This window comes from Nocardioides sp. NPDC023903 (assembly GCF_040639295.1).
Classification (GTDB): Bacteria; Actinomycetota; Actinomycetes; order Propionibacteriales; family Nocardioidaceae; genus Nocardioides.
In genome coordinates, this window is record NZ_JBEZZS010000050.1 from 1 (window position 1) to 17,824 (window position 17,824).

At 68.4% G+C, this 17,824-nt stretch carries 18 protein-coding genes; 9 read left to right on the forward strand and 9 right to left on the reverse strand.

The window, feature by feature from the left end; translation table 11 throughout:
* Window positions 1–148 precede the first annotated feature (148 nt).
* Complete coding sequence (locus tag AB0F44_RS28175) at window positions 149–574, forward strand: hypothetical protein (protein ID WP_357360391.1); 426 nt, start codon at window positions 149–151, stop codon at window positions 572–574.
* 376 nt (window positions 575–950) lie between these two features.
* Here the strand turns inward: AB0F44_RS28175 and AB0F44_RS28180 are convergent, their stop codons facing one another.
* From AB0F44_RS28180 to AB0F44_RS28190, 3 genes are all read right to left on the reverse strand, one after another.
* Window positions 951–1,361, reverse strand: a complete 411-nt coding sequence (locus tag AB0F44_RS28180) for an MmcQ/YjbR family DNA-binding protein (protein WP_350665160.1) — start codon at window positions 1,359–1,361, stop codon at window positions 951–953.
* 125 nt (window positions 1,362–1,486) lie between these two features.
* On the reverse strand, window positions 1,487–2,041 hold the full coding sequence (locus AB0F44_RS28185) for a putative glycolipid-binding domain-containing protein (RefSeq protein ID WP_357360394.1): 555 nt from the start codon (window positions 2,039–2,041) through the stop codon (window positions 1,487–1,489).
* Window positions 2,042–2,137: 96 nt separating this feature from the next.
* Window positions 2,138–2,521 carry a hypothetical protein gene (locus AB0F44_RS28190; protein WP_357360396.1) on the reverse strand — a complete coding sequence of 128 codons (384 nt, stop codon included), beginning with the start codon at window positions 2,519–2,521 and terminating at the stop codon, window positions 2,138–2,140.
* Window positions 2,522–2,600: 79 nt separating this feature from the next.
* Here AB0F44_RS28190 and AB0F44_RS28195 point away from each other — a divergent pair, with 79 nt between their 5' ends.
* Window positions 2,601–3,056, forward strand: coding sequence for a nitroreductase family deazaflavin-dependent oxidoreductase (locus AB0F44_RS28195; RefSeq protein ID WP_357360437.1), 456 nt, complete (start codon window positions 2,601–2,603; stop codon window positions 3,054–3,056).
* A gap of 1 nt (window position 3,057) precedes the next feature.
* On the forward strand, window positions 3,058–3,435 hold the full coding sequence (locus AB0F44_RS28200) for a nitroreductase family deazaflavin-dependent oxidoreductase (protein ID WP_357360397.1): 378 nt from the start codon (window positions 3,058–3,060) through the stop codon (window positions 3,433–3,435).
* On the opposite strand, the gene AB0F44_RS28205 is transcribed toward AB0F44_RS28200, so the two are convergent.
* A complete protein-coding gene (locus AB0F44_RS28205; protein WP_357360399.1) occupies window positions 3,436–4,674 on the reverse strand; it encodes a hypothetical protein in 1,239 nt (412 codons plus the stop codon).
* Between the two features lie 192 nt (window positions 4,675–4,866).
* Between AB0F44_RS28205 and AB0F44_RS28210 the strand changes: the two genes are divergently transcribed.
* Window positions 4,867–5,574 (forward strand): TetR/AcrR family transcriptional regulator, encoded by a 708-nt coding sequence (locus AB0F44_RS28210; RefSeq protein WP_357360401.1) that lies wholly within the window; start codon window positions 4,867–4,869, stop codon window positions 5,572–5,574.
* Here AB0F44_RS28210 and AB0F44_RS28215 read toward each other — a convergent pair.
* Both AB0F44_RS28215 and AB0F44_RS28220 read right to left on the reverse strand, forming a co-directional pair.
* A complete protein-coding gene (locus tag AB0F44_RS28215) occupies window positions 5,537–5,974 on the reverse strand; it encodes an NUDIX domain-containing protein (protein ID WP_355016884.1) in 438 nt (145 codons plus the stop codon). The two genes, AB0F44_RS28210 and AB0F44_RS28215, sit on opposite strands and share 38 nt — an antisense overlap.
* Before the next feature lie 143 nt (window positions 5,975–6,117).
* On the reverse strand, window positions 6,118–6,483 hold the full coding sequence (locus tag AB0F44_RS28220; RefSeq protein ID WP_357360403.1) for a DUF4345 domain-containing protein: 366 nt from the start codon (window positions 6,481–6,483) through the stop codon (window positions 6,118–6,120).
* 18 nt (window positions 6,484–6,501) lie between these two features.
* On the opposite strand from AB0F44_RS28220, the gene AB0F44_RS28225 reads away from it, so the two are divergent.
* Window positions 6,502–7,323 (forward strand): AraC family transcriptional regulator, encoded by an 822-nt coding sequence (locus tag AB0F44_RS28225; RefSeq protein ID WP_357360405.1) that lies wholly within the window; start codon window positions 6,502–6,504, stop codon window positions 7,321–7,323.
* Here the strand turns inward: AB0F44_RS28225 and ilvD are convergent.
* On the reverse strand, window positions 7,313–9,007 hold the full coding sequence (gene ilvD / locus AB0F44_RS28230; RefSeq protein WP_357360407.1) for a dihydroxy-acid dehydratase: 1,695 nt from the start codon (window positions 9,005–9,007) through the stop codon (window positions 7,313–7,315). The two genes, AB0F44_RS28225 and ilvD, sit on opposite strands and share 11 nt — an antisense overlap.
* Before the next feature lie 148 nt (window positions 9,008–9,155).
* On the opposite strand from ilvD, the gene AB0F44_RS28235 reads away from it, so the two are divergent.
* Together AB0F44_RS28235 and AB0F44_RS28240 are read left to right on the forward strand one after the other, a co-directional pair.
* Window positions 9,156–9,533: a hypothetical protein gene (locus AB0F44_RS28235; RefSeq protein ID WP_357360409.1), complete on the forward strand. Its 378-nt coding sequence runs from the start codon at window positions 9,156–9,158 to the stop codon at window positions 9,531–9,533.
* Window positions 9,530–9,967 carry a MarR family winged helix-turn-helix transcriptional regulator gene (locus tag AB0F44_RS28240; RefSeq protein ID WP_357360410.1) on the forward strand — a complete coding sequence of 146 codons (438 nt, stop codon included), beginning with the start codon at window positions 9,530–9,532 and terminating at the stop codon, window positions 9,965–9,967. Before AB0F44_RS28235 ends, AB0F44_RS28240 begins: the two co-directional genes overlap by 4 nt.
* A 41-nt stretch (window positions 9,968–10,008) precedes the next feature.
* Here the strand turns inward: AB0F44_RS28240 and AB0F44_RS28245 are convergent, their stop codons facing one another.
* Entirely contained in the window at window positions 10,009–11,034 is a 1,026-nt protein-coding gene (locus AB0F44_RS28245; RefSeq protein WP_357360412.1) for an ankyrin repeat domain-containing protein, read from the reverse strand.
* Between the two features lie 163 nt (window positions 11,035–11,197).
* Entirely contained in the window at window positions 11,198–12,985 is a 1,788-nt protein-coding gene (locus tag AB0F44_RS28250; RefSeq protein ID WP_357360414.1) for a beta-galactosidase family protein, read from the reverse strand.
* Window positions 12,986–13,090: 105 nt separating this feature from the next.
* Here AB0F44_RS28250 and AB0F44_RS28255 point away from each other — a divergent pair, with 105 nt between their 5' ends.
* Together AB0F44_RS28255 and AB0F44_RS28260 are read left to right on the forward strand one after the other, a co-directional pair.
* Window positions 13,091–16,951: an endo-alpha-N-acetylgalactosaminidase family protein gene (locus AB0F44_RS28255; protein ID WP_357360416.1), complete on the forward strand. Its 3,861-nt coding sequence runs from the start codon at window positions 13,091–13,093 to the stop codon at window positions 16,949–16,951.
* 38 nt (window positions 16,952–16,989) lie between these two features.
* Window positions 16,990–17,772, forward strand: coding sequence for a DeoR/GlpR family DNA-binding transcription regulator (locus AB0F44_RS28260; RefSeq protein ID WP_357360418.1), 783 nt, complete (start codon window positions 16,990–16,992; stop codon window positions 17,770–17,772).
* The last annotated feature ends 52 nt before the right edge of the window (window positions 17,773–17,824 follow it).

Sequence of the window (17,824 nt, forward strand, 5' to 3'; positions counted from 1 at the left end):
CGCATCCGCGACGCTACGCCGCACCGCCCACTGCCCGGAAGGGGCAGTCCCACAGACCCCTCGCGACCAGCGGTTGACAACAGAGGGGAGCCGAAGTGACGCACGCGGAGGTCGCCCGCGCGTTGACCGTGACACTTAACCTGACTGTGTGAGGAGAACGGGCGGCCGGTCGGCGCGGGTGGGGGACGTGCACGAGCTTGCCCTTGGCATGCCCCACGTCCGCGTCTACGCGGGCACCCAGAACAGGCCCGTCTATCAAGTGGGCGGAAAGTCGTTCGTCTTCTTCCGGAATCCGCGTCCTGACGCGTTCGACCCGGACACCGGCCAGCGTTACGACGACGTCATCGTCTTCTGGGTGCCTAGCGAGGGTGACAAGCTGGCCATGGTGCAGGACGAGGCCTCGCCGTTCTTCACTACTCCGCATTTCGACGGCCACCTGTCGGTTCTGGTCCGAGCGAGCCGGCTTGGGGAGATCAGCTATGACGAGCTCGCTGAGGTCGTACAGGAGGCTTGGCTTTCGCGCGCGTCAGCTCGCCGAAGAGCGACCTGGCTCGGGGAGCACCTACCGGACTAGCGCGAGGACTCGTTGACGGCGCCGTGACGCAGGCGTCGCATGGCCCCGACCGCACAGACGGCGGGCCGGGGCTCTATGCATCAGCCGTCGGGCGGGGCAGCACGGCGATCGCGCGGCCGTGGCTGACCCCAACTTGGGTGATCGGGCACGCGGCCCAGGAGGAAGTAGCCGGGGGAGTGGCGCTGACGCTCGCCCGGCCGACCGACGGGCTCGATGCGCCTGGCACGCGCGATCAGCATCTCCGGGGTACGTTCCTGCTGGGGGCGTGCAGCGATGCCGAGCTGGCACAGGCTCCAATGGCGGCGGTCGCGGCAGCCGCGTGGACGCTCAGGCACGACCCCGCTCTGTCACGGTGACCGCCCTACGGACCGCACGATCATCGATCCAGCCGGTGCCTCAGCTTCTTAGGAGCGCAGAACCGGTAACTCTCGGTCACCAGCTCGGCCACCTCTTCCCAGTCCGTATCGCCGTCGAGCACCATGCCGACGACGGTGGGCGACCACGGAGGCTGGTAGAACGGTGGCCCGGCGTGGACCAGGGCCAGCAGTTCATCTCCGGAGGATCGGAAGGTCAGCACCGTGGTGGGCTCGGTCACCCCGGTCATATCGCGGTACGCCGACGTGTACCCCTCTTGGGCGACCAGGACGTGAGCGAAGGTCTTCTTCCTCACTCGCCACCTGACGCCGGTCCAGGCATCCTCCTCGTAGGCGTCGGGAAGCGACAACGCGGTCGACGCAACCTTGGCGACTACGTCGGCGGCGGGCTCGATGCGCGGCGGCCGGGACATGCCGCAAGTCTGTCAGCGACTGCGCGGATGACGGCGTGGGTAGGTCCTCGCGACGCGACCTGTGCGGAACGAGAGAACAGTTTGGAGCTGTGTGCTCGGCCCGTGCGCCCAGGACGGTTCGTCTCTCAGGCGAAGCGCGTCGCGATCCCGGGGTAGTCGAGGACGAGCCCATACTTGTCGTACACCAACACGGCGTTGAAACCGCCTTCGGAGTGGTAGTCGAACCGGTGGTCGTCGAGGCGTCGATAGGACTGGTCGAGGCGTCTGACCTGAAGGTCAAGTGCCTGGACGTAGGCGGCGGGCGCGGTGACGACGTCGCCTGGCGGCAGGTCCAGCCGGTGGACGGGAAGGGTGTTGGTGCAGGCAGAGGCCTCGAGGTCGACGTCGTAGAGCCCGTCGAGATGGGGCGCCGACCGGCCATCGATGGTCCAGGAACCTTTGCCGTCGGAGACAAGTACAGTGGACCGTCGCCCGCGAGCGGTGTCATTGTGGACGTGGACTTCGCGCGTACGCCAGAGGGCATCAACCGAGATCTCATAGTGGACCGCGTAGGCCTGGCCCGCCTCGACGGCTGAGGTGTATCCACGGATGCCGGAGGCGTCTCGATAGACGACCTCGAACCCGTCGACGGCGTCGACGAACTGCCACGCAGCGAACGGCGGGAGCTCCTCGTATGCCATGTCGGGAGTAAACCAGCAAACACCCAAGTGAGGTGGCGCATCTTGTGGGCGGTATGTCTCGCCCCGTCACGCACACGATCTCGGCGAGTCAGAGCTTCAGCCGTCGAATCCTTCGACCAGCTCAGCTGGGGCGGCGGCGAGCCAGGCGTCGACCAGTAGGTCGCGAAGGTCCCCTGGGGCGATGACGCTGAGCTCGACGAGCAGGGCGGGATAGTTGTTGAAGTGCGGGATGGTGAACACGCCGTCGATGCCGGCGGCGAGGACGCCTTCCTTCTCATGCAGGTTGGCGGTGTTGACCGCGATGATCGGCGGGTCGGGTGGGGTCTGGTCGCCGAAGCGCTTGAGGTCGGCTTTGCTGAACGGGCGTAGCCAGGCGAAGCCCTTGCCGCGTACGGACCAGGTCGGGTTGCCGTAACGCTCGCCCTCGGTGACCTCGGGCAGTTCACCGATGATCCGAGCCACGTCTTGGAGCGTTGCCATGCTTGGAGCGTAGTTCGTGGCGCTGCTCGATCGGGCTGGATCGACCGAGCCGGTGGGTAAGGTCGGTTCGGTGACGTCCATGGTCGACTCGGTCGTGTCCCGGTTGTTGCGGACCCGTGCTGTCGTACGCGCGCCGATCTGGCTCTATCGACACCGGGCCGGGTGGATCCTCGGATCCCGGATGTTGATGCTCGAGCACATCGGACGCCGATCAGGGGTCCCGCGATATGTCTGCCTCGAGGTCGTCGAGCGGCCGAGCGTGGACGAGATCGTGGTGGTGAGCGGCTTCGGCACCGGGGCGCAGTGGTATCGGAACCTCCTGGCCGAGCCTGCATGTCGCGTCAGCATCGGGAAGCGTACGAGCGTCGCGGCGCAGGCGACGTTACTCTCGGAGCAGGAGTCCGCTGCGGTTCTGGGTCGCTATCAGAAGGCATACCCGAAGGCCTGGCGGCGCCTGCGCGGTGCGATCGAGACGGCGGTCGGTCACGAGGTCGAGGGACTGCCGATGGTGAACCTGAGACTGCTAGGAGACTGAGATGCGTCGCAAGTGGCTGTGGTTGATGAAGAACACGCTCAACAGGGTGACGACGCGGGTCGCTCGCTCCGGACACGGGCCGTTCTCGCTCGTGCGCCACGTCGGGCGGAAGTCGGGGAAGACGTACGAGACGCCGATCATGCTCGCGCGGGTGCCGGCCGGTTTCATCGCGGAGCTGACGTACGGCGAGGACGTCAACTGGTACCGCAACATCGTCGCGGCCGGAGGCTGCGAGGTGTTCGTGGACGGGACGTGGCACCAGGTCTCCGCGATCGAGCCCTATACGTCCGAGGCGGGGCGGGACGCTTTCGGTTATCCGGCGAAACTGGTGCTGCAGGTGCTGCAGAAGCACGAGTTCAGGCTGCTGCGTACGGCCTGATCAACTGGACGGGCTATCGGGCGCACCGAGAGCACGTAGGTGGTTGCGGAACTCGGCGCCGTCGGCGGGGGAGCGGTACTCGAGTTCGTGAGCGACCTCGCTGGCGACGAGCAGCAGGCTCGGCTGGGACCGTCGTTCGTGGTTGAGTGCCGCGCCGGCGAGCTCGAGTGCGGTGACGGGGCTACCGTCGCGGGCGGCGAGGACGGCCTTGGTCAGTTGGGCCTCGGCGAGTCGCATCGGGCTGATGACGGTGCCGTCGGGGCGGGTGCTGGTGGCGATGACGGTGTCTGCCATGGCGTCGGCCAATCGTTCGCGGCCATGAAGCGTGCGGTAGGCATCCATCGCGTAGAAGGAGGCCTTGGTCGGGTCGACGCTGAAGTGGTTGCGTACGTTGGACGGGAGGTCGTTGCTGTCGAGGACTTCTCGGACTCGGTCGAGTGCGACCTCGGTCTTGTGGCTGTCCTTCATCCGGGAGTACGCCTTGGCCTTCTGCGCATGGAGCTGGGCGGCTACTGAGGCGTTGGGAGCGCAGCGGATGCCAGCTTCGGCGGCCGCGATCACGTTGGGCATGTCGCCTTGGGTGAGCGCCATCCAGGCACGGATCTCCCAGGTCCACGCGGCCATCACGTTGTCGCCCAGATCCGCGGCGAAACCTTCGGCGGCGACTCGTGCCTGGTGGGTCGCCTGCTCGTCACCCTGATCCCACATCAGGCACGCCCGGAGAAGGGACAACCAGCCGGTGAGGTGGATGACGCGCTCGTGGCCGGCAAGCGACACTCGCCCTTCATGCACAAGGGAGGCGAGCTCCTTCAACCAGTCGTCGACCTCGACGGTTAGCGAGCGGGCGTCCTGGGCCGAGTAGGCAGTGCACAGGCGCTCGACCTCGGCCTCGGCCTGTGCGAGATGAGCTTCGCCCACTTTCGGCATGCGCAGCGCGGCCACCAGGTCGGTGAACTCGGTCGGGCTGAGCCGGTCCGGGACGTTCTGGTTCGCGAGCGGACGCTGGGCGAAGAAGTCGGCGACCGGCAGGTCGAACATCGCGGCGATCGCCTGCTGAGTCTCGGGCGATGGGTTGGTGATCTCGCCGCGCCGGTAGCGCTTGAACATCGCGAGCACGGAGTCGAGCTGAGTCTCTTCGTGGAAGGGCGACAGGGCGATGTAGTGCATCGCGGTCTCTCGGTTGCTCCAGCCCTTGGCGGCCTGAAGACGCACCAACCTCTCGTGCCACTGCTCAGCCATCCGGCCTCCCGGTGCGTTCGGTGTCTCGTCGCGCGTGCCGAGGCGACAGGACGACTCGCATAAACCTAACAACGAAGTCCGAAGAGCGGGGGACCACTGGGATCAACGGCGATGCTCCCCAGTTGCTCTCTCCTGTCCACGGTCATCCGTAGCCATCGTGAGTGAGACAAGACTCCGGACGAAAGGATCGCGATGAGCCAGTACGCGCTTGCCACCGCAACCCGACCAGGTCGGCCTCGCGTGGTCCCTCGCGCGACAAGCGCACTGGCTCCGCGCGATGAGATCCTCCAGGCGGCCGCCGAGCTCTTCGTCAACCGTGGGTTCGCGGCTACCTCGACGCGGGATATCGCGGAGAAGGTCGGGATCCGGCAGGCGTCGCTCTACTACCACTTCGAAGGCAAGCCCGGGATCCTCGCTGAGCTCCTCGAGCTTTCGGTGCGGCCGAGCCTCGAGAAGGTCGAGGCGATCGAGCTGGAGTGCTCGGCCGACGTACCGGAGGCAGCGCTCTATCGGCTCGCGCTGATCGATGCAGACACCCTTGCGACCGTGCCGCACAACATCGGGAGGCTCTACCGGATGCCGGACGTCAGGAGCAGCGAGGTCTTCGAGGGGTTCCAGCCTGCGCTTCAGGAGTTGACCGCGGCGTACGGTCGGCTGGGCGCGGGCGTCGTCAGCGGCCCCGTCGCTGCGACGGTGGGCTTGAACCAGCTAGGTGCGCTGCTGATTCAGGCGGTCGAGGTGGTGATCCGGGTGCGGTCCCGCGGCGACGAGGTCACTCGTGCCGATGCGCGGGGGATCGCGGCGACCTGTCTTCGGATATGCGGCGCGTCGGAGGAGAGGATCGTTCGCGCGGCGGGTGCGATCAGGGGTTGGGATCGAGGTGGGGGAAGTTGCGGTTGAGGGCCCAGTCGATCCGTACGCGCTGGCTCCGGTCCATCTGAAGGCTGGGGACGATCGTGGGATACACCCATTCGGCGTGGGTGTTCTCAGCCGACGGAGTGGGCTCGCCGGCGAGGTAGCGGCCGGCGTAGATGATGGAGCACTCCTGGCGTACCTCGCCGTTGGTGGTGTTCTCGATGCGGTGGCGCGGGTCGGTCCAGATCCCGACCAGGCCGGTCACCTCGATGGTGATGCCGGTCTCCTCGAGCGTCTCGCGGACCGCGGCCGCGGTCAGCGACTCGCCGGGCTCCATCGCGCCGCCGGGCATCGTCCAGTTGCCGGTGTCGTTGCGGCGGATCAGCAGGATCCTGCCCGGGTCGTCGAGCACGAAGGCGCCGGCGCTGGGTCGGATGCTGTTCACCTCGGGGGCCGAGGGATCGTTGTGCCAGTCGACTCGTTGGCCCAGGTGGCTCGCCCTGGGGGCGCGCGGACGTGGCGTATGTACAGACGTGTCTGATGTCGGCCGAGATCCCACGGCGCCGAGCATAGCCGAATTTAGCGAGGTCAAACGCACACAAGCAGGGCCGTGCCGGCCACGAGTTCGACTCCGAAGTAGAACCAGATGGGGTAGAAACGTACGGGGGTATCGAGCAGACGCGAGATAAGTCGACCGGCCGCCATCCCGATCAGGGCGAGGCCGACGGTGGTCACGGCACCGGTCCGGATGTCGCCGATGTCGAGGGCGGCGGCGCCGAGCACGGCGGCCATCGCGATGCCGAACCCGCCGTAGACGGCGCGGATCTCGGAGCGGGACTCGGGCGTCTTCGCCGACAGGTTGAACGGGGCGGCGAGGGCGCCCGGGGTGACGAGCGCGTACGTCCCCATCGCGAGGAAGAAGATGCCGATGACGGCGATGGTCAGGCTGGCCACGGTGTTCACCGTGGGATCATGACGCGCATGGCGACCGAGCCGCTTCCGGATTCGTGCTGCGACGATGCGCGGCCGACGGTGTGGCTCTGGTCGGGACATGCGGCGTACCGCGGCCCGTCGCTGCGGCTGGGCGCCCATTCCGGGTCGGTCACCTGCTTCGCGCTGGGTCTGGACGCTCCCTTCCTGCTGCGAGCAGGTCAGGCGGAGCCGCGGCGGGTGCGGAGCGCGTTGATCCCTGCGCGTACGTCCCATCAGATCGTCGTGGGGGAGGAGCAGACGATGCTGTTCTTCTACGCCGACCCGGGCGCATCGGGGACGGCGCATCTGTTGGGGGCGATGACCGACCGGGCGGGCACGATCGCGTACGACCATCGCGACGAGGCGGCACTGCTCGCCGACTGGAGGCAGGGGCCGGTCACGGATCCGGAGATGCTGCGGCGACGTCTGCTCGATGCAGGTGAGATGAACCCGACCGACGAGCGGATCCGCGTCGCCATGCAGCTCCTTCGCGACCGACCCGGTGAGCGGGGGAGCGCGGCGGAGATGGCCGCCGCGGTCAACCTGTCCCAGTCCCGTTTCCTGCACCTGTTCTCGGCCCACTCGGGGACGAGCTTTCGCCGTTACCGCCTCTGGGCCAGGATGCGGTACGCGGCAGCGGCCGTCAGCCAGGGCGCGGACCTTTCGACGGCCGCCAGCGACGCGGGTTTCGCCTCACCGAGCCATTTCAGCGACACCTTCCGGGCGATGTTCGGACTCACCGCCACCCAGCTGCTCTCCAACCAGCTCCGCATCGTGGTGATGGAGCATCGCGCGGTCGACGAACCCCTGACTAGCTCGTGACTGCGCCGACCGCGGCCGACTGCACCGTGCGCCGGTACTTGCCGAGCACTCCGCGCTGATACTTCGAGGGAAGTGGCTCCCAGCCGACCTTCCGCCGCTCCAGTTCCTCGGGTTCCACTCCGACCTCGAGGGTGCGGTTGACGACGTCGAGGACGATGGGGTCGCCGTCGCGGACGAAGGCGATCGGGCCGGCGTCGACGGCTTCTGGGGCGATGTGTCCGACGCAGAGGCCCGTGGTTCCTCCTGAGAACCGGCCGTCGGTGATCAGCAGGACATCCTTCCCGAGGCCAGCGCCCTTGATGGCTCCCGTGATGGCAAGCATCTCCCGCATGCCCGGGCCGCCCTTCGGGCCCTCGTTCCGAATGACCACGACGTCGCCCGCGACGATGAGCCCCGCTTCAAGGGCGTCCATCGCGGCCCGCTCCCCGTCGAAGACTCGGGCAGTGCCGCGGAAGACGGTGTCGTCGAAGCCGGCTGTCTTGACGACTGCACCCTCGGGGGCGAGCGAGCCCTTCAGGATGGTGAGACCACCGGTGCGGTGGATCGGCCGCTCGAAGGAGTGGATCACGTCGTCATCGAGCGCGGGCGGGCTCAGCTCGGCGAGGTTCTCCGCCATGGTCTTCCCAGTCACCGTGAGGCAGTCGCCGTGGAGCAGGCCCGCGTCCAGGAGCGCCTTCATCACGACCGGGATCCCGCCGATCTTGTCGACGTCGTTCATGACGTACTTGCCGTAAGGCTTGAGGTCGGCGAGGTGGGGGACCTTCTCTCCGATCCGGGTGAAGTCGTCAAGAGTCAGGTCGACCTCAGCCTCGTTGGCGATGGCCAACAGGTGCAGTACGGCGTTGGTGGAACCGCCGAGAGCCATCACGACGGCGATGGCGTTCTCGAAGGCCTCCTTGGTCATGATCTGGCGCGCGGTGATGCCCTTGCGCAGCAGTCCGACCACCGCTTCGCCCGAGCGGTGGGCGAAGCCGTCGCGTCGCCGGTCAACGGCGGGGGGAGCGGCCGAACCGGGCAATGACATGCCGATCGCCTCAGCGACAGCAGCCATCGTGTTAGCGGTGTACATGCCCCCGCAGGCGCCCTCACCAGGACAGATCGCCTTCTCGATGCGGGTGACCTCATCGCGGCTCATCGTCCCCGCGATACAGGCCCCGACTGCTTCGAAGGCGTCGATGATCGTGACGTCGCGGCCGTCGATCTGCCCGGGCATGGTCGAGCCGGCGTAGAGGAAGACCGATGCGAGATCCAGCCGAGCAGCCGCCATCAACATGCCGGGCAACGACTTGTCACAGCCCGCAAGCAGCACGGAGCCGTCGAGCCGCTCGGCGCTCATCACGGTCTCGACCGAGTCGGCGATGATCTCGCGGGAGACCAGCGAGAAGTGCATGCCCTCGTGGCCCATCGAGATCCCGTCGGAGACGGAGATGGTGCCGAACTCCAGCGGATAGCCGGCGGCCGCGTGAACGCCGTTCTTCACTGCCTTTGCGAGCCGGTCGAGGGACAGGTTGCAGGGGGTGATCTCGTTCCACGACGATGCGACGCCGATCTGCGGCTTCGCGAAGTCGTCGTCTCCAAGACCGACGGCCCGCAACATGCCTCGGGCAGCGGTGGCTTCCAGGCCATCGGTGACGGCGCGCGACCTGGGCTTGATATCAGGTGTGTCGGGGCTGAGTGAGTTCACATGTACGAGGCTAACCGTGTGGTGACCTCGACGAGGCGGGCATCGCCAGCCCGGCGTTGCGCGAATCCGCTGCTGTTCTTGCGGGGCGGGAGGGTGATGTCGCGCCGTCCAGGCCTGGAATGTATGCGGATCGCATATAGTTCTGGTCATGGAACCCAGCCTTGAAGAAGCGATCAACGAGTGGCACGCGAGCGTCAATGCCGGCGACCTGCAACGGTCTGCGCGGGCGGTCGGTGATCCAATCGTCGTGCTCGGTCCGAAGGGTGCGGGTCCGATCACTCCCGCGCAGTTCGCCGACTGGGTACAGCGCTCGGGGATAAAGCTGATCCCTCGGTCCTGGCACCCTGTCAGCGAGCGACTGATGGTGGTCGAGGAGGACGCGACCTGGCCCGAGACGGAACCCACGCCGGTGGCGACGGTCTTCCGCGCTTCTGCCGGGAAGGTCACGGCTGCACTCAGGCTGCCGGACCTCAAGGCCGCTCTCGAACTGGCCTACATCTGCCGTGAGATGGCGGCAACCGAATGACAGATCTGGGCCCGGGACAGGTCCTGTTCCACTTCGTCAGGCACTGGTCACGCCGACCTATCGAAGCAGACACGGGCGGTGAGCAGGGGCGGCTCGTGCTCGTTTGCGAGGCCGTCCATACGCTCGGTCTGCGCGCGACCCCGGCAACGGTGAACGCGCTCGCGCACGAGATCGGGATCGACCAGAGCGGCGCGTCACGGTTGGTCAAGAGCGCCACGGCAGCCGGGTATCTCCTCATGGCAGCGTCCGCGGCCGACGGTCGACGACGCGAAGCATCACTCACGCCTGCGGGCCGGTCGATGCTGGACCAGGCGCATCGTTGGCAGGAGGAAATGTTCGCTGAGTTGAGCAGAGGCTGGAGCGATCAAAAGCGCCGCGACTTCCAGTTGGCGATGGCCGACCTGATGGAGCGTTCCCACGCGATGGACGCATGAGATGCTCGGGCCGGTGTCACCAACGTCCAGCCCTCATGCACCTAGTCGTCGGGAGTCAACGGCGCCAGGATGCGTTCGACCTGGTCGTGGGCGCGTTCGGGGCCGACCTCGTCCCGCCGTCCGGCACGAGACCAGTCCATCGGTGTGCTGTCGAATCTGGTGTCGCGGCGGGTGGGATCGGCACCGTGCTCGATGAGGTGCCGGACTCCGTCGGCCCGTCCGGAGTAGGCGGCCGCGTGTAGGGCGGTCGACCCGTCCCGGTCCAGTCCCTCGATCGGAGTATCTGCCGCCAGCAGGACGTCGATGACGCTCAGGTGGCAGCGTTCTGCGGCGATGCGTAGCGCCGCCACCCGATCGGCTTCGGGTGTCTCCGGTGTCAGGCTTTCCGCCACCGAGCCGGTTGCCGCCGCGTGGACGAGATCGCCGGCACCGGCTGCGAGGAGGACCTCCGCCACGTCGGTCATCCCGAACACCACGGCGTGACGCAACGCGGTGCCGTTCGGCACGCCGCCCGCGTCGGGCGACGAGGTTGCAGTCAGGCTGGCTCCAGCCTCGACCAGCACTTGGGCAACATCGCTGTTGCCGTAGCTCGCGGCGGTCATCAGTGGAGTCTCGGGGGCCCCGGGTGCACCGTCGACGGGCGCGCCCGCCCGCAGCAGCTCTCGCGCGAGCGGTCCGGTGCCTTCGACGATTCGCCACGTACTGTGCATGGTGTCGAAAGGCATCGCCGCCAGGTAGCCCAGTGGCGAGATCCCGAGTGGGTGATCACACCAGCCCCGCATCTCCAGGGTGGCCAGCTCGGGATGAGCAGCGAGGAGCTCGCGCAGGCGAATGGCGTCGACGGCATCGAGAATGTGACGGCGCTCGACCTCCAGCTTGAGCCCTGCCCAGCTCTCGAAGCTGAACTCGCGGGCGAGCGTCAGCTGTGCGGCGCTCAGGATCAATCGATCCGAGACCGTGCCGATACGGGCGAGCGCTGCAGGTTCGCCACGCTTCGCGGCACGGAGAAGGTCCTTGGCCTGCCGGCGGAGCTGTTCGAGGTCGGCGGGCGGAACAAGTACGGACATGACGGCTCCTCATCGGCCGGCCGGCCCGCGATGCCGGACAAGGAGATCGTCAGCATTCCACGCAATGTGAGATCACGAGGTGGACTCAGTCCTGTCCGCGGGCCCGGCTGCGCCCTCGCGCGCGCCTGCCAATCTAGCAGGGGACACGGCTCTCTAGGCTGACTCATTCGGCACGGTTCCCATCGTCCACGCCGGTCGGCAGGGACTCGATGTACTCCTCGGTCGGACCGAAGTCGGGGTCCGGGTGGACCTCGACGTACGCCGCCGGGTGGGTGAGGTCGAGGATGGCGATCTGGTTGGCGCCGGTGCGCCAGAGGGGCGCGGGGGCGTAGAGGCGGCGCTGGGGTCCGCGGCTCCACAAGCGGCCGAGCAGGGTGCCGTTGAGCCAGACGAACCGGTCGCCGTCACCCGGGACGGCGAGCCAGCCGGCGGCGGGCCCGTCCACCTCGATGACGGCGTGGGCGAGGCCGTCGAGGTCGTCATGGTCCCGGCGGTCGAGGGGTGCGGGGTGGTGGTCCCAGCCGTGGACGAGGCGTCGGTCGACCTGGACGCCGCCGAGGATCCCTTTGTGCTCGCCGAGCAGCGGGCCATAGTTGACGCGGCCGAGCGCCTCGACGACCAGGGTCAGCTCGGCGACCGTGCCGAGGCCTGGAAGGGTCAGCACCGCGGCTTCGGCGTCGTCGCGCTCGAGCAGGCCGAGCGCGCGCCCGTCCAGGAAGACGTACGCCCTGTCGTGCAACCCTCGCACGGTGAGATGGACGTCGTGGCTGGGGAGTGTGACCGAGGAGCGGTACGTCACCAGGCCGGCGTCGATGCCGAGCTCCTCGAAGCTCAACGGCCTGGCCGCGCGCGTCGCCGGCCCACGGGTCACGAGGGACAGGAGGTCGGTGCCAGGAGACAGCGGCGCCGAGGAGAACGCGTGGCGCGGCGGATCCGGCGGCAGCGCGGGCAGCGCGTCGACCGTGCGTCCGGTGGCGGGCGCCAGGATGTGGCGGTAGAGGCGGAACTTCTCCGAGACCCGGCCGTCCTCGCCGACCGGGGCGTCGGAGTCGTAGCTGGTGACGGTGGGCTGGATGCGGCGGCCGTCGTGGTTGGCGCCTGCCCAGAGCCCGAAGTTGGTGCCGCCGTGCGCCATGTAGACGCTGACCGAGCCGCCGAGATCGACGATCTCGCGCAGCGTCGAGGCGGCGCTCTCGGGGGAGCGTACGTGGTGGTTCTCGCCCCAATGGTCGAACCAGCCGTTCCAGAACTCGGCGCACAGGAAGGGCTCGCCGGGCCGTCGCGAACGCAGCATCGCGTGGGCCTCCTCGGCGCGACTTCCGAAGGTCGCCGCAGCGAGCGTGTCCTCGACCATGCCGGCGTCGAGCATGACCTCGGTCGGGCCGTCGGCGGTGTAGAGGAGCTCGGTGATGCCGCGGTCGAGGAGCCCCTGCCGGAGCCAGGTGAGGTGAGTGGCGTCGTCGCCGTAGGAGCCGTACTCGTTCTCCACCTGCACGGCCACGACCGGCCCGCCGTGACCGGCCTGGAGCGGGACGAGGTGGGGGAGGAGGATGTCGAACCAGCGCGCGACCGCGTCCTGGTAGATCGGATCGCTGCTGCGCGGCGCCCGGGTGCGTGCGGTCAGCCACGACGGCAGCCCGCCGTTGGTCCACTCGGCGCAGATGTAGGGGCCCGGGCGCACGATCACGTCGAGCCCGAGGTCGCCGGCGATCGTGACGAAGCGGGCCAGGTCGCGAGGCCCGGTGAAGTCCGGTGAGCCCTCGTCCTGCTCGTGGAAGTTCCAGGCGACGTAGGTGTCGACGGCGTTGAACCCGGTGGCGGCGACCCGGCGCAGCCGGTCCTCCCAAAGGTCTGGGTGGATGCGGAAGTAGTGGATGGACCCGGACAGGATCCGGTGGGGGACACCCTGCTTCAGGAACTCGCCGTCGCGCCAGGTCAAGGTGGGGATCACCCGCCCGAGGTTATGACAACTTTTGCGCAGAACGTAGCCAATCCGCGCAAAACTCTGCATGATGGACGGACCTCGTCAGGCCCACCCCCACCCTCGGGAGTCACGATGCCGAAGCGTTTCCCCACAGCCCTCCTCGCGTCCGTGACGGCCTTCGCCGGCGTGGTCGCCATCGCACCCGAAAGCCATGCCGCCCCCACGGGCGGCGGCTTCACGCTGACCTCGCCCGTCCTCAGCGTCCGAGTGGCCGACGACTTCCCCGCCGTGCTCGGCTACCGGCACGCCGCGGGCGGCGAGATCGGCGGCGCCACGACGACGCCGACCGCCGTACGGATCAACGGCACCGCGCACACGGCGACCGTGACCGGCACCCAGGTCGACGCCGACACGGCGACCTACCGGCTGACCTTCGCCGACCTGCCCGGCGTCGAGCTCGACGCGAAGCTCGAGGTGGCCGGCGACGTCGTCACCTTCGCGGTCACCAAGGTGACCGACACCGCCGAGCACCGGGTCGGCACCCTCGACGTCCCCGGACACGACCTCCTCTCGGTCAGCTCCGACCAGGCCGGCGCGACCGTGAACACCGCCGTCGTGAGCGCGGACCGCACGACCAACGGAGACACCCACACCGAGGTCACCGCGGACCTGGCCACGACCGACAAGCCGGTCGGATCCGCGTACGCCATCGTCGACACCGACCAGCTCGCCGCCGCGATCGAGACCAACTCGGTCTACGACCAGAGCGGCGGCGACTCGACCAACGAGCGCGGCCGGATCTGGCGCAGCGTGAGTGCCACCGACAGCGGCCGCCGGGTCGGACTGTGGAGCGGACAGTGGACCTACCGGGCGACCGGCTCGCCCTACACCGAGGAGCTCCCGTGGGCGAAGGTCACCATCACCCCCGACGCCAACGGTGACCAGGCCGTCGACTGGCAGGACGGCGCGATCGCGCTGCGCGACATCCAGCGGCCGATGAACGGCGCGGACGAGACCCCCGAGCGGGTGGTCACCCACATCCCGTTCAACTTCGCCAGCCAGGCGACCCATCCGTTCCTGCGTACGCTCGACGACGTCAAGCGGGTCTCGCTGGCCACCGACGGGCTGGGTCAGCTGGCGGTGCTGAAGGGGTACGGCTCCGAGGGCCACGACTCCGCGCACCCCGACTACGGCGGCAACTACAACACCCGCGCCGGCGGGCTCGACGACCTCAACACCCTGGTCCGTGCGGGCGAGAGGTGGGGCGCCGACTTCGGCGTCCACGTCAACGCGACCGAGGCCTATCCCGAGGCCAAGACCTTCAACGAGACGCTCGTGAACGAGAACAGCCCCGGCTGGGACTGGATCGACCAGTCCTACTACATCGACCAGCGCACCGACCTCGCGACCAAGAACATCGTCGACCGCTTCGCCCAGCTGCGCCGCGAGACCCACCCGAACCTCGACTTCCTCTACATCGACGTCTACTACTCCTACGGCTGGCTCCAGGAGCGCCTCGCCCAGGAACTGCGCGGGCAGGGCTGGAACATCGGCACCGAGTGGTCCTACCACTTCGAGGAGGACGCGCTCTGGTCCCACTGGGCCAACGACGAGTCCTACGGTGGCGCCACCAACAAGGGCCTGAACAGCCAGATGATCCGGTTCGTACGCAACGGGCAGAAGGACACCTGGAACCCGGACAAGCTGCTCGGGCACACCGAGATCGTCGAGTTCGAGGGGTGGACCGGCGAGAACGACGTCGACGCCTTCTACGACAACATCTGGCAGACGAACCTGCCGACCAAGTACCTGCAGAAGAACCCGATCCTGCGCTGGAGCCGGGACGAGATCGTCCAGGACGGCGGCGTACGCGTGGTCAACACGGGTCAGACCGACGCGACCCGGAAGATCTACCAGGACGGCGATCTCGTGCTCGACGGGGACGCCTACCTTCTCCCGTGGAAGGACAGGCAGCAGGACGAGGCGAAGCTCTACCACTACAACGCCGACGGCGGGCGGACCACCTGGGACCTGACCGACGCGTGGAGCCAGAGCGGCCGGCTCAACGTCTACGAGCTCACCGAGCAGGGCCGGGTCGCGGCGGGTAGCGTCCCGGTGCGCAACGGCAAGGTCACCCTCGAGGCGAAGGCAGGCACGGCGTACGTCCTGACGAAGTCTCCCGACAGCTCGCCCGACCCGCAGTGGGGTCAGGGCAGCCACGTCGCCGACCCCGGTTTCAACGCCGGCGACCTCGACGCCTGGCACCCGAGCGGCCCGGCCACGACCGGTCGGACCTCGACCGGCCAGCAGGTCGCCGTCCTCGGCGCGGGTGAGCGGGCCACGATCAGCCAGCGCCTCCAGGGCCTGCTCAGCGGACGCAACGCCCTCGGTGTCTGGGTGGAGGTCGAACCCGGCCACACTCGCGCCACCTCGGTCAGCGTCACCTCCGGCGGGAAGACCTACACCAACCGCGTCGAGCGATCGACCGCGAAGAACCTGGTCGCCGCCGACGAGCTGCACAGCACCTACTTCCAACGTGTCGAGGTCCCCTTCGACGCCGGCCGTGACGGCACGGCGACCGTCAAGATCTCCGCGGAGGCGGGCTCCGGCCGCGTCCGCCTCGATGACGTACGCGTCGTCGCGATCAAGCGCGACCTGCCGACCGCGCCCGGAGCGAAGGTCATCGTGACGGAGGACTTCGAGGAGGTCGTCCAAGGCTGGTCGCCGTTCGTCAAGGGCACCTCGGGCGGCGTCACCGACCCGCGCACCCACCTGGCCGAGCGGCACGAGCCGTACACGCAGAGCGGCTGGAACGGCAAGGTCACCGACGACGTGATCAGCGGCGACTGGTCGCTCAAGTCGCACGCCGAGAACGGCGGCCTCGTCTACCGCACGGTCCCGCAGACCGTACGTTTCGAGCCCGGCCACCGCTACCGCGTCTCCTTCGACCACCAGACCGAGCGGGCCGACGACTACGAGTGGGTCACCGGCTACGACTCGGTCGCGAGCGGCGAGCCGCGCACGGTCGAGGTCGGTGCCCGACCGATCGGCAAGCAGGTCGAGACGGCCCGGTTCAGCGAGGAGTTCGTCGCCGGCGGCTGCGGCGACTACTGGGTCGGTCTGCGGACCGCCGACGACAACGGCGCGAACGGCGACATCAGCATCGACGACTTCACCGTCGAGGACCTCGGTGCGGCCGGCGACCTGCCGGCCTGCGCGACCCTCGCCGTCGACGCCGGCGAGGAGAAGCTGCTGCCGGGCGCGGCCGGCGAGGTCACCACCACGCTGACCAGCGACGAGGCGTCGGAGACCGGCGCCGGGACGGTCGGCCTCGAGGTGCCGGAGGGCTGGACGGCTGAGGCCACCGCGCCGGCGGCCTTCGACTCGCTCGCTCCCGGGGCGAGCCACTCGGTGACCTGGAAGGTCACGCCGCCGGCCGACGCGGCCGAGTCGAGCTATCAGCTCACCAGCTCCGCGACGTACGACTTCGGTGGCGAGACGCGCACGGTGACCAGGGCGGTCACGGTGCAGACCGCGCCGCCCCCGCCGATCGCGGACACCTACGCCAGCGATCTCGGCTGGATCTCGGCCACCAACGGCTGGGGACCGGTGGAGCGCGACACAAGCGTGGGGGAGAACGGTGCCGGCGACGGCGGGCCGATCACGCTCGCCGGCAAGGTGTACGCCAAGGGGCTCGGCACGCATGCGGTCTCGAAGGTTCGCTACTACCTGGCCGGCAATTGCACCAGCTTCACCGCCGATGTCGGTGTGGACGACGTACAGACCTCGCGCGGCTCGGTGCGGTTCTCCGTCGTCGTGGACGGGACGACGGTCACCGAGACCGGCACCCTGGGGCCGGCCAGCGTGACCGTTCCGATCAGCGCTGACGTCACCGGGGCCGACTATGTCGATCTGGTGGTCGGCGATGCCGGCGACGGGAACGGTAACGACCACGCCGACTGGGCCGACGCGAGGTTCCACTGCGGCCCCTGAGATCTGCGTAGGCTGTCCGGGACCCAGGAAGGGAGCCCATGAGGCAACAGCGACTCAACCAGCTGCTCGAGCTGATCAGCGAGCACGGGCACGTGTCGATCGCGGAGGTCGAGAGCGCGCTCGGTGTCTCGGCGGCGACCGCCCGCCGCGACATCGGGCACCTCGCCGACCAGCGGCTGGTCACCCGGACACATGGCGGCGCGACCGCGCTCGGCTCGGCGTACGAGCTGCCGCTGCAGTACAAGATCGGTCGCCAGGCCGACGCGAAGCAGGCGATCGCGACCGCGGTGGCCGACCTGCTCGTGCCGGGCGAGACGGTCGCGCTCAACGGTGGGACGACGACCAGCGAGGTGGCCCGCGCGATCGGGCGCCACCCTGACCTGGCCGAGGACGACAGCATCACCGTCGTCACCAACGCGCTCAACATCGCCTACGAGCTCTCGATCCGGCCCAACGTCAACATCGTGGTGACCGGCGGGGCCGCTCGTACGCAGTCCTACGAGCTGGTCGGTCCGCTGAGCGAGGGGGTGCTGTCGAAGGTCCACATCGACACCGCGATCCTCGGCGTCGACGGCATCAGCACCCGGGCTGGACTCACCACGATCCACCCGGCCGAGGCCAAGATCAGCGCCGACTTCATCGCGGCGGCGCAGCGCACCATCGTCGTGGCCGACAGCACCAAGCTCGAGCATCCGACCTTCGCGCGCATCGGCGACCTCTCCGGCGTCTCCATGCTCGTCACCGACCGAGCGGTGCCCGAGGCGCTCGCCAAAGCACTGGCCGAAGGCGGGACGGAGATCGTCGTCACGAGTGAGCGATAATGATCATTTGAAGGGATTTATTGACAGAAACGCGCAACTCGTTGGATGATTC

What these genes read in the sequence shown, in the direction of transcription:
- AB0F44_RS28180 (WP_350665160.1), bottom strand. Translation starts at nt 1,361, where the DNA reads ATGTCCCGGCCGCCGCGCATCGAGCCCGCCGCCGACGTAGTCGCCAAG.
- AB0F44_RS28185 (WP_357360394.1), bottom strand. Translation starts at nt 2,041, where the DNA reads ATGGCATACGAGGAGCTCCCGCCGTTCGCTGCGTGGCAGTTCGTCGAC.
- AB0F44_RS28190 (WP_357360396.1), bottom strand. Translation starts at nt 2,521, where the DNA reads ATGGCAACGCTCCAAGACGTGGCTCGGATCATCGGTGAACTGCCCGAG.
- AB0F44_RS28195 (WP_357360437.1), top strand. Translation starts at nt 2,601, where the DNA reads ATGGTCGACTCGGTCGTGTCCCGGTTGTTGCGGACCCGTGCTGTCGTA.
- AB0F44_RS28200 (WP_357360397.1), top strand. Translation starts at nt 3,058, where the DNA reads ATGCGTCGCAAGTGGCTGTGGTTGATGAAGAACACGCTCAACAGGGTG.
- AB0F44_RS28205 (WP_357360399.1), bottom strand. Translation starts at nt 4,674, where the DNA reads ATGGCTGAGCAGTGGCACGAGAGGTTGGTGCGTCTTCAGGCCGCCAAG.
- AB0F44_RS28210 (WP_357360401.1), top strand. Translation starts at nt 4,867, where the DNA reads ATGAGCCAGTACGCGCTTGCCACCGCAACCCGACCAGGTCGGCCTCGC.
- AB0F44_RS28225 (WP_357360405.1), top strand. Translation starts at nt 6,502, where the DNA reads ATGACGCGCATGGCGACCGAGCCGCTTCCGGATTCGTGCTGCGACGAT.
- AB0F44_RS28235 (WP_357360409.1), top strand. Translation starts at nt 9,156, where the DNA reads ATGGAACCCAGCCTTGAAGAAGCGATCAACGAGTGGCACGCGAGCGTC.
- AB0F44_RS28240 (WP_357360410.1), top strand. Translation starts at nt 9,530, where the DNA reads ATGACAGATCTGGGCCCGGGACAGGTCCTGTTCCACTTCGTCAGGCAC.
- AB0F44_RS28245 (WP_357360412.1), bottom strand. Translation starts at nt 11,034, where the DNA reads ATGTCCGTACTTGTTCCGCCCGCCGACCTCGAACAGCTCCGCCGGCAG.
- AB0F44_RS28255 (WP_357360416.1), top strand. Translation starts at nt 13,091, where the DNA reads ATGCCGAAGCGTTTCCCCACAGCCCTCCTCGCGTCCGTGACGGCCTTC.
- AB0F44_RS28260 (WP_357360418.1), top strand. Translation starts at nt 16,990, where the DNA reads ATGAGGCAACAGCGACTCAACCAGCTGCTCGAGCTGATCAGCGAGCAC.